Here is a 14,177-nt window from a genome sequence, read left to right as displayed (position 1 = left end):
CCGCCCTGAACGGCAATTCGGCCGCAGGCCGAAACCTGACGAATTGCGTGGGAGCAAAACAAGTGGAACAGTATGATGTGGTTGTAATTGGCGCAGGCGCGGCAGGACTTTTCTGCGCGGCGCAGGCAGGACAGAGAGGCCTACGGGTACTGCTGTTGGACAATGGTAAAAAGCCGGGCCGCAAGATTTTGATGTCCGGCGGCGGTCGCTGCAATTTCACCAATCTCTACGCAGAACCCGGCGCTTACCTGTCTCAAAATCCGCATTTCTGCAAGTCCGCTCTGGCGCGCTACACCCAATGGGACTTTATCGATCTGGTTAACCGCCACGGCATCGCCTATCACGAAAAGACACTCGGGCAATTGTTCTGCGACGACTCCGCCCAGCAAATCACGGATATGCTGCTAAAAGAGTGTGAGCAAGGCCAGGTCACGCTACGTTTGCGCAGCGAAGTGCTGGAGGTGGAAAAAGGCGATGTGTTTACGATCCGCTTGAATAACGGTGTGATTCAGAGCCCGGAGCTGGTGATAGCGACAGGTGGCCTGTCGATGCCCGGACTTGGCGCCACGCCCTTCGGTTATCAGCTTGCCCAGCAGTTTTCCATCAACGTACTGCCCACCCGCGCTGCGCTGGTGCCCTTCACCTTGCACAAACCGCTGCTGGAACAGTTGCAGACGCTGTCCGGCGTCTCTGTGCCGTCGCTGATCGAAGCGGAAAACGGCTTAACCTTCCGCGAGAATATCCTATTCACCCATCGCGGCCTGTCCGGCCCGGCAGTACTTCAGCTTTCCAGCTACTGGCAGCCGGGCGAATTCGTCACCATTAATCTGCTGCCCGACCAGGATCTGACCGCACTGCTCGATGCAGAACGCCTCGCCCATCCCAATCAAAGTCTGAAAAATACGCTGGCGCAGTGGTTGCCCAAGCGTCTAGTGGAGTGTCTCCAGGCGCTGGGACAGTTACCGGATGTCACGCTTAAACAGATGCAAAAACCACAGCAAACTCAGGTAGAGAACACGTTACAGCAATGGCGGGTACAGCCTAACGGCACCGAAGGCTACCGCACGGCAGAAGTGACGCTGGGCGGAGTCGATACCCACGAGCTTTCATCAAAGACGCTGGAAGCTAGCAAGGTGCCTGGACTGTACTTTATCGGCGAAGTCGTGGACGTCACTGGCTGGCTCGGCGGTTACAACTTCCAATGGGCCTGGAGCTCGGCCTGGGCTTGCGCTCAGGCACTGGGCAAATAACGTCTTACTTGCCTGCGTGAAAGCGCAGGCGCGGGGCCCAACGAACGTAAATCAATTCGGCAATCAGCTCGACCAGCGTCTGCGTCACCACCACGACAGGCATCAGCGGTAACGCCCCTGGAACCGCCAGCGCCAGCGGCAAAATCACCAGCGAATTTCGCGTCGCCGCGCTAAACATTACGCCCCTTCCCGCCGCCGCATCCAGCTTCAAAAGCCGCGCAACGCACCAGCCCGCCAGAGGTGCGAGCACAGAAAACAAAAGATAAACAGGCAACACCGCCAGCGCTGTACCTCGCGACTGGGCTAGCTGCGGTGCAATAAACGCCGTGATCACCGCCAGCACCAGCGCCGTCGCCGGCACGGGAAGACATCCGAGCCAGTTCGTCATAACCTGCCCTGCAGATGTCGTCTCACTCCAACGTTGAAAAACCAAAGCCAACAGCAGCGGGATCGCAATCATGGTGATAAAAGCATGCAGGAAAGGCTCGAAGTTAACCACCTGCGCCGTATCGAATAACTGGCTTAAATAAAGCGGCAACAGCAGCATTTGCAAGAGCAGCAACAGCGGCGTCGCGGCTAGCAGCAAACGGGAATCCGCCTGTCCCTGCTGACAAAACGTCACGACATAGTCGATGCAGGGACACAACAACACCATAGCGACGCCATAGGCCACCACCGGCGGCAGGGGAAAGAGCATCAACAACCACGCCACTAGCGCAGGTATCGCGACAAAATTGGCGATAAACAGGGCCAACAGGAAACGCACATGGCGAAATGCGCGAAGCATCTCCCGCAGCGGCAGCGATAAAAACGTGACAAACAACATGAACGCCAGGGCCGGATTGAGAACCGCTACCACGCCCGACACCGTCGGCCAGCAGACAGCCACGACCGCCGCTGCGATCATGGTCAAAAAATAAATTTCCGTTTGCCGGTTTTCTAGCGCGTCTTTTATCTGGCTCATAAAAACGTCGGACATTCTCGGTTAAAAAAGACGGCTGGCATTTTGGCAGAAATCGCGGGGGTTGCCTATTGCCTCCCCTGAGCCTGTGCCGGTATTGCACTAAAATCGACGGGGACGGTGAAATGAGACAGGAAAAATCTATGTTCAGAAGAGATAAAAACAAAAAAACCCGCTGTAGTAAGCGGGTTTCTTGATGAAGACAACCGGGTATTGTCTCCTTGGAATTGGTCGGTGAGAGAGGATTCGAACCTCCGACCCCTTCGTCCCGAACGAAGTGCGCTACCAAGCTGCGCCACTCACCGAATGCGGGGCGCATATTACTGCGCCCCTGATAACGCGTCAATCCCTTTTTAACAAACGGCTTTGGCGTTGGTGACAAAGCATACAACGCTGTTTTCGAGAACAGATGGAGCAAGCATCTTATTGATTTTAATCAATGAATCGGCTTCGAACACCAGTTGTTTTGCTGATTAATGCCGCCATTGGGCGAGGTGTACCCCAGGCATCCCAACACCGAGTCGAAGATCTCCTCATGGCGCAGAATTTCACCGGCATCCTTTCTGGCCTTGAGATGAGCGAAAGCCTGCTGATGTTCTGGCTCAGCCAGAAACTTGTCGGACGCCCACATCATTATCGGCGAACGAAACTGCTCCGGCGGCGCGACATGACGCGGAGTGCCGTGCAGGTGCGAGTTCTCATCGATTGATTCGCCATGATCGGAGGAATAGAACACCAACGCTTTCTTATCCCTCATCTGATCGATGACCTGTTCGATGAATGCATCCGTGTAAAGAATGCTGTTGTCGAAAGAGTTGATAAGCTGTTCCCGGGTACAGGAGGCATCCACGCTCATGCATTCCGGCTGATAGCGGGCGAAGCTGCGCGGGTAACGCATCGAATACTGGTAGTGCGACCCTTTAGTATGCAAGACGATCAGATGTTTACCTTTGGTATAACGCGCCAATGAGGCCTTCATCTCGTCCACCAACAGCATGTCATCCACTGATTTCCCATCGTTGCGTTTTTCAGAGGCGATCATTTCACGGATAGAGTAGTTATCAGCCCGGATGTTGTTGTAGAACCAGACTTCGCTTTGCATGGCGAACAGCTCCGACGAGAACCCCAATCCTTTCATCACGGAAAAAATATTATGCTCTTTTAACGTCCGCTGAGGATTATCTTCCGTCCCACCTTCGCGTACGAACATACAGCGCATGGAGAGTTTGGTCGCGGTATCGCAAGAACGGCCGCGAAACGCCAGCAAGTTTTTCTCTTTCTCCAACTGAGGCGTCGTGTCCCGCGAGTAGCCTAACAGTCCCAGATGATCCCACCGCGTCGTCTCGCCGATGATGAATACGACGTAGGTATCATCGATATCTTTGGGAGCCTGATAGGTGAAATGTGTGCTCGGATCGAACAGGGAAGACGCGTCCTGATTCTCATCGTAATGGGCGTAAGCGAACAATCCCAAGGAGGACAACCAGTTAGAGGGCAGATACGAGTGGGCTACCACGCCGCCATAGCTAGGTAAATCCTGATTGGAGGCTTTCTCAGCGTCAGCATTGACCTTGCCCATGTAATCCATAGGCAACCAGACCAGCGCAACGATAACCGCCAAACCCAGCGCGGCTCGCAGACGTTTTCCTGGCGTTTTCAACTGATCCAGTAACGTGTGTTGCAGACGGCTTGTCCAGATGATCGCCAGCGGCGGCAGGCTGACGAGTAGCATCCAGAGCACGAAATTGACGCCGATCACCTCGCGCGCGAGATCGATATCTGTCGTCATTACGGAAGCGATGATGCCATAGCCGATAACCACATTAAAAAAGGTCATGTAATAGCTAGCCGCCACTGAGATTAATGTCAGTAACGATGCCAGAATACGAAAGCATTTTTTTCCGCCTAAAGAAATAAGCCGCATCAGGAAAAAAGTGAACAGAATGCAAGCCAGCAGTTCAGCCACGGCAGAAAGAAAATGCGTGGCATGCTTGAGGTCGAAAATAGCCAGAGAATCGAAACGGCGGTAATAAACGGACCAATTCAGGAATAAGCCTATATAAAAAGCGAGTATCCAGGAAACTTTGGGTTGGGAAAACGACATCGACACTTTCATTCTTATTAATCTGCTCCAGAGGCTCACATCTGTAAACAGACACCGGAGCCCCCCGCTGAGTTCATTATCTTTAAGATATAAACGTAATAAATTCGACGCAGTACAAACGTTCGACCTGCCAGTAGCCATACCTGACCGCTCGACCAACGGTTGGGCTCACTAACTGATTAGATTAATTCATTGATTCTGTAAAATGGTCGCCTAATCCATTAGTTTTTATGCGTGAATAAACTCTGTGGCCTTAGTTTATATATAACGATAAATAATTCTTTTACCTTTTATCAGCAGTATTTCCTTTTAATAAAATTATTTATTCGTCATCACACTCGCTTTTTTCATTACAGCCATCGGAATATTTCTGAAAAATTGAATTTTTCCGCTATTTAATACCGTACGACTCAATTTGCCGCATCATCGATAGCACCTCCGGATGATGTAAAAACTGACTTATCTTGCGCGCACGCCGATGACCAACGCCGGGTAACTGCTGCCACTCAGCAATGCTGCGTTGCTGGAGCTGTGAAAAAGAGTGTCCCGACAGCGCGACATGAGCTGACGGTGGCAACGGCATCCCCAAGGCCAGCAGCCAACGCGATAGCGGCAGATGTCGCGTCGATTGGAACTGTTGGTGCAGCAGCCCCGCGCGCATTTCACCGACAGACGCCGCGGCGCTGATCTGGTCTCGCCCCAGAGCCAGCCAGCCAATCAAGTCCTTCAGCTGCTGCGCCTGTATCAATCGTTTCCACAGGCCTTCGCGTAATCCCGATATCGCCAACCCCGCATCGCTGCTTAACCAGGCCAGACGCGCCAGAAATTGCGGCTGGCACGCTTTGCTCCACCGGAAGCAGGAAAACTCATCGAACTGCGCTGTGTCAGGCGCCTCCACCATCAAACGCTCCACGCCACGCCACACGACACCATCGAGCCGGGGTATGCCTCGCCCCGCGAGACTCACGGTCACGCGATCTCCAGGCATGACATCCCACCGCCGCCATCGTGCCACAGAGCCAACATTCACTCTGCTGACCTGCTTATCATCCAGCGTCACCGTCTCCAGCGCCAAAACGGCCCCTATTTTTCCGGTTCGCCCCACCGGAAATTCAACGCCCTCGACCTCCGCGATGCGGTGAACCGACGGATATTTCCAGGCTATCGCCCATTCAGACGCTCCTGGCTGCCAGTAGCGGCCTGCTGGCTCGTCTTCCTGACGGATCACCACGCCATCGGTGACAAACGGCAATGGGGATTGATACCAGTGCTCACGCCAGCGTCCAGCCTCGGCCAGCGAGACGATAGGTTCGGAATAGCGCTCCGTCAGCGCAAACCCCATATCACGCAACGCCGCCAGCCGCTGCGTCATGCTGCGGGGCCCGTCGGGCCACGCCCAGATAAAAACCCCGATATTCGCCAACCGCGGGGAAGGTTGTTTGCGCCGCATTTCTCCTGCGACCAGCGCCCGGGCGTTGAGGCCGCCGAGCTTATTCTGACGATGATTCTCCACCGGAAGAAACAGCTCGCCCTGCAGAACCACACGCTCAGATATTCCAGTGTTATGGCCCCGCATGAGCCGAATTTGCTGAGGGATAGCGACGATCTGACGAACCTTCTCCGTCCAGTCTTCTCCTTGCCGCCCATTGCCTCTGCTGACGGCAGAGACCAGGCGGCCTTGCTGATAAACCAGCGTCACAGCCACACCATCCACCTTGGGTTGAACCCAAAGATGGCGCCGGGCCGCCATCCATTGCCGTAGCTCGCCCTCGTCGGAAAGTTTTCTAAGGCCAGTCTGCGCTACCGGGTGAAGCTTTTTTCCCTGACCGGGTAAACGCACCTCAAACACCGCGTCCTGCGTTGGAAAACAGCGCTGCCAGCCTGCCAACATGGTGCGCATCTGGTCGTATGTATCATCCGGAACCGGGCTGAGGCCCTCTTCATGATACGCCTTATCCCATTGCGCCAACTGCTGCCCCAGTCGCTGAATTTCCCGACGGGCCCGCTGGGGAGCCCATTCCGGGCAAGCTTCGGTAGCCAAAGCCAGCTCTGTCAACAACATCGCCGCTATGCCCAACCAATATCCGTATCGCATAATTCCTCCAGCCTCCTCCGTTCAGCGCAGCGAAAGTAAAGCACGGAGACCAACCACGGACCCAGCGCCAGGCATTACAGTTGCGAGCCGTTCCGCAGACAATTTGCGCCGTTACAGGAAGGGGATAAAAAATTGCGGCGCACTACACAATGGATAGGCAAGGAAGAGAAAAGCATTTGATCGCGGTAAAAAGATAAGCCAATTTGTCAAACAAGGTGGGTTCAATACCTACGCTGCGCGACTGACGGCGGCGTGACATGTATAATGCAGACAACTGCACGTTCCGCTGCATCAATTCTAACTACTGAATCAGATACATTCACTATGGCTCAAGGCACGTTATATATTGTTTCCGCACCGAGCGGTGCCGGAAAATCCAGTTTGATTACTGCGCTGTTGAAAACGCAGCCGCTGTATGACACACAGGTTTCCATTTCTCATACCACTCGCGACAAACGGCCGGGAGAAAATCACGGCGAGCACTATTATTTCGTGCCGGTTGATGAGTTCAAGCGCATGATTGGGAACGATGAGTTTCTGGAGTATGCCGAGGTTTTCGGTAATTATTATGGAACGTCTCGTACCGCCATTGAGCAAGTGCTGTCTACCGGCGTAGATGTATTCCTGGACATAGACTGGCAGGGCGCTAAGCAGATTCGCGAGCGGATGCCTTCCGCTCGGAGTATTTTCATCCTGCCGCCTTCTAAAGAAGAGCTAGAACGTCGCTTGCGCGGCCGTGGCCAGGATAGCGAGGAAGTGATTGATCGACGCATGGCGCAGGCGATTGCCGAAATGAGCCACTATGCTGAATACGATTATCTTCTCGTCAACGATGACTTTAATTTGGCGTTGCAGGACTTGAAAACCATTATTCGCGCCGAACGTCTGCGTTTATCCCGCCAGAAAGTGCGGCATGACGGTTTAATCACCAAACTATTGGCAGACTGACGGCACATTCAGTATCATGCCCAGTCTTTTTTTATTTCCCTGTGGAGTCCCTCATTATGGCACGCGTAACTGTTCAAGACGCTGTAGAAAAAATTGGTAACCGTTTTGACCTGGTGTTGGTCGCTGCCCGTCGCGCCCGTCAGATCCAGGTTGGGGGCAAAGATGCTCTGGTTCCTGAAGAAAACGACAAGTACACGGTTATCGCACTGCGTGAGATCGAAGAAGGTCTGATCACTTCGCAAATTCTCGACGCCCGTGAACGTCAGGAGCAGCAGGAGCAGGAAGCCGCAGAAATTCAGGCGGTCACCGCAATCGCTGAAGGTCGCCGCTAATAACACCAAGAGTCGCCCTTGTATCTGTTTGAAAGCCTTAATCTGCTGATTCAGAATTACCTGCCCGAAGACCAGATAAAACGTCTCCGGCAGGCTTACCTTGTCGCACGTGATGCTCACGAGGGTCAGACTCGCTCCAGCGGCGAGCCTTACATCACCCATCCAGTAGCCGTAGCCTGCATTTTGGCCGAGATGCGTCTCGATTATGAAACGCTCATGGCGGCGCTACTGCATGACGTGATCGAAGACACGCCCGCCACCTACCAGGATATGGAACAGCTGTTTGGCAAAAGCGTTGCCGAGCTGGTGGAAGGCGTCTCCAAGCTGGATAAGCTTAAGTTTCGCGACAAGAAAGAAGCTCAGGCGGAAAATTTTCGCAAAATGATCATGGCGATGGTGCAAGACATCCGCGTCATTCTGATCAAACTTGCCGACCGTACCCACAATATGCGGACGCTGGGAGCGCTAAGGCCGGATAAACGCCGACGCATCGCCCGGGAAACATTAGAAATTTACAGCCCGCTGGCCCATCGGCTTGGTATTCATCATCTGAAAACCGAGCTGGAAGAGCTGGGGTTTGAAGCACTCTATCCGAACCGTTACCGTGTCATCAAAGAAGTGGTGAAAGCCGCACGCGGCAACCGCAAGGAGATGATTCAGAAGATCCTGTCTGAAATCGAAGGGCGCTTGCTGGAAGCCGGCATCCCCTGTCGCGTTGGCGGCCGGGAAAAACACCTCTACTCCATCTACTGCAAGATGCACCTGAAAGAACAGCGTTTTCACTCCATTATGGATATTTACGCCTTTCGGGTGATCGTCAGCGATTTGGATACCTGCTATCGCGTATTGGGCCAGGTACACGGCCTATACAAACCCCGCCCCGGTCGCGTTAAAGACTATATCGCCATCCCGAAAGCCAACGGCTATCAATCGTTGCATACCTCTTTGATCGGCCCGCACGGCGTACCGGTCGAAGTGCAGATCCGTACGGAAGATATGGATCAAATGGCTGAGATGGGCGTAGCCGCACACTGGGCGTATAAAGAAGGTGAAAGCAGCACGACCGCACAAGTCCGCGCGCGCCGCTGGATGCAGAGCCTGATGGAACTGCAGCAAAGCGCTGGCAGTTCATTTGAATTTATCGAAAGCGTGAAGTCGGATTTGTTTCCGGACGAAATGTACGTCTTCACGCCGGAAGGCCGCATTGTCGAACTGCCCTCCGGCGCCACACCGGTGGACTTCGCCTATGCGGTGCATACCGACATCGGTCACGCCTGCGTGGGCGCACGTGTCGACCGTCAGCCGTATCCGCTGTCTCAAGCGCTGAAAAACGGTCAGACGGTCGAGATCATCACAGCGCCGGGCGCACGGCCCAACGCCGCCTGGCTGAATTTTGTTGTCAGCTCCAAAGCCCGCGCCAGAATCCGTCAGCTACTGAAAAACCTAAAACGTGACGATTCCGTCAGCTTAGGACGTCGTCTGTTGAATCATGCGCTGGGCCACGGCCGCAAGCTGTCCGAAGTTCCCGCGCCCAATATTCAGCGCGAGCTGGACCGTATGAAACTCTCCTCGCTGGACGATCTACTGGCGGAAATCGGCCTTGGCAACGCCATGAGCATCGTGGTGGCCAGAAATCTGCTGGAAGAAGATACCGGATTGAACAGCTCCGGCATCCGTAAGCTCCCGATCAAAGGCGCCGACGGCGTGTTGGTGACCTTCGCCAAATGCTGCCGCCCCATTCCGGGCGACCCGATCATTGCGCACGTCAGCCCGGGTAAAGGTCTGGTGATCCACCATGAGTCCTGCCGCAATATCCGCGGTTACCAAAAAGAACCTGAAAAATTCATGGCGGTGGAATGGGACAAGGTGACTGAGCAGGAGTTCCTGACGGAAATCAAGGTGGACATGCTCAACCATCAGGGCGTACTGGCCAACCTGACCGCCGCCATTAACACCGCTAATGCCAATATCCAAAGCATCAATACGGAAGAAAAAGACGGCAGGGTATACAGTGCCTTCATACGCCTGACAGCACGCGACCGTGTCCATCTTGCGAATATTATGCGCAAGATCCGCGTGATGCCGGATGTGATTAAAGTTAACCGTAACCGAAACTAATCCGTTATGACGCCAGAACGCTATGCGCGCATCAGAGAGATGCTGAATCACCGCCAGCCCGACCTGACGGTGTGTATGGAGCAAGTCCATAAGCCTCATAATGTCTCCGCCGTTATTCGTACGGCGGATGCCGTAGGCGTTCACCAGGTTCACGCCATATGGCCGACGGGCCATATGAGAACGCTGGTTTCTACCGCCGCGGGCAGCAATAGCTGGGTAAAAGTCAAAACCCACGCCACCATTAACGACGCCGTTGGACATCTGAAAACGCAGGGTATGCAAGTTCTGGCCACCCACCTTTCTGACAAAGCCGTTGATTTTCGGGATATTGATTACACCCGCCCTACCTGCATTCTTCTCGGTCAGGAAAAAACCGGCATCTCCGCCGAAGCGCTGGCTTTGGCAGACCAAGACATCATTATTCCGATGACCGGTATGGTCCAGTCCCTCAATGTCTCCGTCGCTTCCGCATTGATTCTTTATGAGGCGCAGCGCCAGCGTCAGATGGCAGGGATGTATCAACGTGACACCAGCCCGTTGGACGAAGAAGAGCAACAGCGGCTGTTGTTCGAAGGCGGTTATCCCGTTCTCGCCCGCGTCGCGAAACGTAAGGGACTGCCACGGCCGCGCATAGACCAGCAGGGTCAGGTGGTCGCCGACACCCCGTGGTGGGCCGCCATGCAGTCCACGGAACAATAATGCGCGGGCGCCTGCTGAATACCCAACCGCTGAACACGCTTGTCGGCGTCGGGCCCAGTCAGGCGAATAAATTGGCCCGCATCGGTCTGGAAACGGTGGAAGACCTGCTATTTCATCTACCGCTGCGCTACGAAGACCGCACTCAGCTTTATCCCATCAACGATCTTCTTCCGGGCATCTACGCAACCGTAGAGGGTGAAATTTTGCGCTGTGACGTCGCCTTCGGCCGCCGTCGTATGCTGACCTGCCAGATCAGCGATGGTAGCGGTATGCTCACGCTGCGCTTTTTCAACTTCAACGCCGCCATGAAAAACAGCCTGTCGCCGGGCCAGCGAGTCATCGCCTATGGCGAAATCCGCCGCGGCAAGCTGGGGGCTGAAATTATCCACCCGGAGTATCGGGTCCAAGGCGAAGAAAGCGATGTGGTGCTGCAGGAAACGCTGACGCCGGTCTATCCCACCACCGACGGAATCCGTCAGGCCACGCTACGCAAGCTAACCGACCAGGCGCTAAAACTGCTGGACCGCCATCCGATTGATGAACTGCTGCCGCAAGAGCTTAATCACACGACGATGAGCCTGACGGAGGCGCTGCATACGCTTCATCGGCCTCCGCCCGACATGCAATTGAGCGAACTGGAGCAGGGTAAACATCCGGCTCAGCAACGGTTGATCATGGAAGAGCTATTGGCCCACAACCTGAGCATGCTGGCTGCACGTGCCGGCGCCCAGCGCCACCATGCGCTGGCGTTACCTCCCCGCGATGCGTTGAAACAACAGTTGCTGGCCGCCCTGCCGTTTTCGCCGACTCGGGCGCAGGAGCGCGTCGTGGCCGAAATCGAACAGGATTTGAATCACCCTTATCCTATGATGCGGCTAGTTCAAGGCGACGTCGGCTCCGGCAAAACGCTGGTGGCGGCTTTGGCCGCATTGCGCGCCATTGCTCACGGCAAGCAGGTGGCCCTCATGGCGCCGACCGAACTGTTGGCGGAACAACATGCGCACAACTTCCGTCAGTGGTTTGCGCCGCTCGGCATTAACGTCGGATGGCTGGCTGGAAAGCAGAAGGGCAAAGCTCGTCAGACTCAGCAGGACGCGATCGCCAATGGCGATGTAAGCATGGTGGTCGGTACTCACGCCATTTTCCAGCAGCAGGTCCAGTTTAATGGTCTGGCGCTGGTCATCATCGATGAACAGCACCGGTTCGGCGTACATCAGCGGCTTGCCCTGTGGGAAAAAGGCGAGCAGCAAGGATTTCACCCCCACCAGCTGATTATGACTGCAACGCCGATCCCACGTACGCTGGCGATGACCGCATACGCCGACCTGGAAACGTCCGTCATCGACGAACTACCGCCGGGCAGAACGCCCGTCACTACCGTCGCCATCCCCGACACTCGCCGTAGCGATATCATCCAGCGCGTCGACAATGCCTGTCAGCAGGAAGGGCGTCAGGCCTACTGGGTGTGTACCTTGATTGAGGAGTCAGACCTTCTGGAGGCGCAGGCAGCGGAAGCTACCTGTCAGGAACTGCGCGAAGCGCTGCCGGCGCTCACTATCGGGCTGGTGCACGGACGAATGAAGGCGCAGGAAAAACAACAGGTGATGGAAGCGTTCAAGGCAGGCCAAATTCAGCTGCTCGTCGCTACCACCGTGATTGAAGTCGGGGTCGACGTCCCCAATGCCAGCCTGATGATTATCGAAAACCCGGAACGGCTCGGTCTGGCGCAGCTGCACCAGCTGCGTGGACGCGTCGGCCGCGGTTCTGTCGCTTCCCACTGCGTGCTGTTGTACAAATCACCGCTCAGCAAAACCGCGCAGAAGCGGCTGCAGGTTTTACGAGATAGCAACGACGGCTTTGTGATCGCTCAACGCGATCTCGAGATCCGTGGACCGGGTGAGTTGCTCGGCACCCGTCAAACCGGCAGTGCCGAATTCAAAGTCGCCGACCTTCTGCGAGACCAGGCGCTGATCCCACCGGTCCAGCGTCTTGCGCGCCATATCCATGAGCGCTATCCCGAACACGCGCAAGCCCTGATAGAACGCTGGCTGCCGGAAAGCGCGCGCTACACCAACGCCTAAACGCCAGAAGCGATTACCTCCCCCACGGTCATGCAGGAAGATGAAATACGCAACCGTTTGCTTTTGTTAGGCAGATCATTAAAATGCGTTTTTTGTCGTTCTGGAGTGCCAACCGCCATGCGTATTCCCTCTGCCGAACCTTTGCGCCCGGAAGAACCCGCAGCTGCCCATCCACGCAGCGAACTCATCTACCGTCTTGAAGACCGCCCGCCGCTACCGCAAACGCTGTTTGCCGCCGCTCAGCACCTGTTAGCGATGTTCGTCGCCGTTATTACGCCAGCGCTGCTGATCTGCCAGGCACTCGGACTCCCCGCGCAGGATACGCAACACATCATCAGCATGTCGCTGTTTGCTTCCGGTCTGGCCTCCATACTGCAAATCAAAACCTGGGGGCCCATTGGCTCCGGACTGCTGTCGATTCAGGGCACCAGCTTTAACTTCGTGACGCCGCTTATCATGGGCGGGTTGGCGTTGAAAAACGGCGGCGCAGATGTGCCGACCATGATGGCCGCGCTGTTCGGCACACTGATGGTCGCCTCCTGTACCGAGATCCTGCTGTCCCGCGTTCTTCATCTGGCCCGCAGGATTATTACCCCGCTGGTATCCGGCGTGGTGGTCATGATTATTGGTCTGTCGCTGATTCAAGTCGGGCTGACCTCGATCGGCGGCGGGTTTGCGGCTCTCAACGATCACTCGTTCGGCGCGCCTAAAAATCTGCTGCTGGCTGGCGTGGTCCTACTGGTTATCATCCTGCTGAATCGCCAACGCAATCCCTATCTGCGCGTCGCCTCTCTGGTGATCGCCATGGCCGTCGGGTACCTGGCAGCGTGGCTGATGGGCATGCTGCCGAAGGAAATGTCCAGCTCAGCGCAGTCCGCCATCATGGTGCCGACGCCGTTGTATTACGGTCTGGGCTTTGACTGGAGCCTGATCGTGCCACTGATGCTGGTATTCATGGTGACATCGCTGGAAACTATCGGCGACATTACTGCCACCTCCGATGTCTCTGAACAGCCGGTACGCGGGCCGCTGTATATGAAACGCCTCAAAGGCGGCGTACTGGCCAACGGCCTGAACTCCATGCTTTCGGCGGTATTCAATACCTTTCCCAACTCCTGCTTCGGCCAGAACAACGGCGTGATCCAACTGACCGGCGTCGCCAGCCGCCATGTCGGTTTCGTCGTCGCGCTGATGCTGATTGCCCTCGGCCTGTTCCCGGCGGTTAGCGGGTTCGTTCAACATATTCCAGAACCGGTGCTGGGAGGCGCGACCATCGTGATGTTCGGCACAATCGCCGCCTCAGGCGTGCGCATCGTGTCTCGAGAACCGCTCGACCGCCGGGCGATCATGATCATCGCCCTGTCGCTGGCCGTGGGTCTGGGCGTAGCTCAGCAGCCGCTGATCTTGCAGTTCGCGCCTGACTGGCTGAAAACCCTCCTGTCTTCCGGCATCGCCGCTGGCGGAATCACCGCCATCGTCTTGAATCTCGTGTTCCCGCAAGAGAAAGAAGAAAAAGAATAGGGAGCCTGCTTCCAGATATTTCGTATTTACCGTGCTAATCAGGGCCCCATGATGCAACATCGGTCCCT

Annotated in this window: 10 protein-coding genes and 1 tRNA gene; 7 read left to right on the top strand and 4 right to left on the bottom strand. The window is 55.6% G+C overall.

Annotation, left to right across the window (positions count from 1 at the left end; all coding sequences use genetic code 11):
- Positions 1-62 precede the first annotated feature (62 nt).
- Entirely contained in the window at positions 63-1,250 is a 1,188-nt protein-coding gene (locus tag AU511_RS02255) for a BaiN/RdsA family NAD(P)/FAD-dependent oxidoreductase (RefSeq protein ID WP_094108638.1), read from the top strand.
- A 4-nt stretch (positions 1,251-1,254) separates the two neighbouring features.
- On the opposite strand, the gene AU511_RS02250 is transcribed toward AU511_RS02255, so the two are convergent.
- The 4 genes from AU511_RS02250 to ligB all read right to left on the bottom strand — a co-directional run bounded on the left by AU511_RS02250 (position 1,255) and on the right by ligB (position 6,410).
- On the bottom strand, positions 1,255-2,157 hold the full coding sequence (locus tag AU511_RS02250; protein ID WP_240503749.1) for an arsenic resistance protein: 903 nt from the start codon (positions 2,155-2,157) through the stop codon (positions 1,255-1,257).
- 282 nt (positions 2,158-2,439) lie between these two features.
- A tRNA-Pro gene (locus AU511_RS02245) sits at positions 2,440-2,516 on the bottom strand.
- 131 nt (positions 2,517-2,647) lie between these two features.
- Positions 2,648-4,327, bottom strand: a complete 1,680-nt coding sequence (gene eptB / locus AU511_RS02240; RefSeq protein WP_094108637.1) for a kdo(2)-lipid A phosphoethanolamine 7''-transferase — start codon at positions 4,325-4,327, stop codon at positions 2,648-2,650.
- Between the two features lie 379 nt (positions 4,328-4,706).
- Entirely contained in the window at positions 4,707-6,410 is a 1,704-nt protein-coding gene (gene ligB, locus AU511_RS02235; protein ID WP_094108636.1) for an NAD-dependent DNA ligase LigB, read from the bottom strand.
- 324 nt (positions 6,411-6,734) lie between these two features.
- Between ligB and gmk the strand changes: the two genes are divergently transcribed.
- From gmk to AU511_RS02205, 6 genes are all read left to right on the top strand, one after another.
- A complete protein-coding gene (gmk, locus tag AU511_RS02230) occupies positions 6,735-7,358 on the top strand; it encodes a guanylate kinase (RefSeq protein ID WP_094108635.1) in 624 nt (207 codons plus the stop codon).
- A 56-nt stretch (positions 7,359-7,414) separates the two neighbouring features.
- Entirely contained in the window at positions 7,415-7,690 is a 276-nt protein-coding gene (gene rpoZ, locus AU511_RS02225; protein WP_026740808.1) for a DNA-directed RNA polymerase subunit omega, read from the top strand.
- Positions 7,691-7,708: 18 nt separating this feature from the next.
- On the top strand, positions 7,709-9,808 hold the full coding sequence (gene spoT, locus AU511_RS02220) for a bifunctional GTP diphosphokinase/guanosine-3',5'-bis pyrophosphate 3'-pyrophosphohydrolase (protein WP_094100307.1): 2,100 nt from the start codon (positions 7,709-7,711) through the stop codon (positions 9,806-9,808).
- Positions 9,809-9,814: 6 nt separating this feature from the next.
- Positions 9,815-10,507 carry a tRNA (guanosine(18)-2'-O)-methyltransferase TrmH gene (gene trmH, locus AU511_RS02215; RefSeq protein WP_094100306.1) on the top strand — a complete coding sequence of 231 codons (693 nt, stop codon included), beginning with the start codon at positions 9,815-9,817 and terminating at the stop codon, positions 10,505-10,507.
- On the top strand, positions 10,507-12,588 hold the full coding sequence (recG, locus tag AU511_RS02210) for an ATP-dependent DNA helicase RecG (RefSeq protein ID WP_094108634.1): 2,082 nt from the start codon (positions 10,507-10,509) through the stop codon (positions 12,586-12,588). The genes trmH and recG overlap by 1 nt, the downstream gene beginning before the upstream one ends.
- A gap of 117 nt (positions 12,589-12,705) precedes the next feature.
- Positions 12,706-14,109 carry a nucleobase:cation symporter-2 family protein gene (locus AU511_RS02205; RefSeq protein ID WP_094108633.1) on the top strand — a complete coding sequence of 468 codons (1,404 nt, stop codon included), beginning with the start codon at positions 12,706-12,708 and terminating at the stop codon, positions 14,107-14,109.
- The last annotated feature ends 68 nt before the right edge of the window (positions 14,110-14,177 follow it).

The sequence above is a fragment of the Lonsdalea iberica genome (assembly GCF_002111585.1).
Lineage (GTDB): Bacteria > Pseudomonadota > Gammaproteobacteria > Enterobacterales > Enterobacteriaceae > Lonsdalea > Lonsdalea iberica.
The sequence above is the reverse complement of the archived record's forward strand: the minus strand, read 5'-3'. Positions and strand labels throughout refer to the sequence as shown.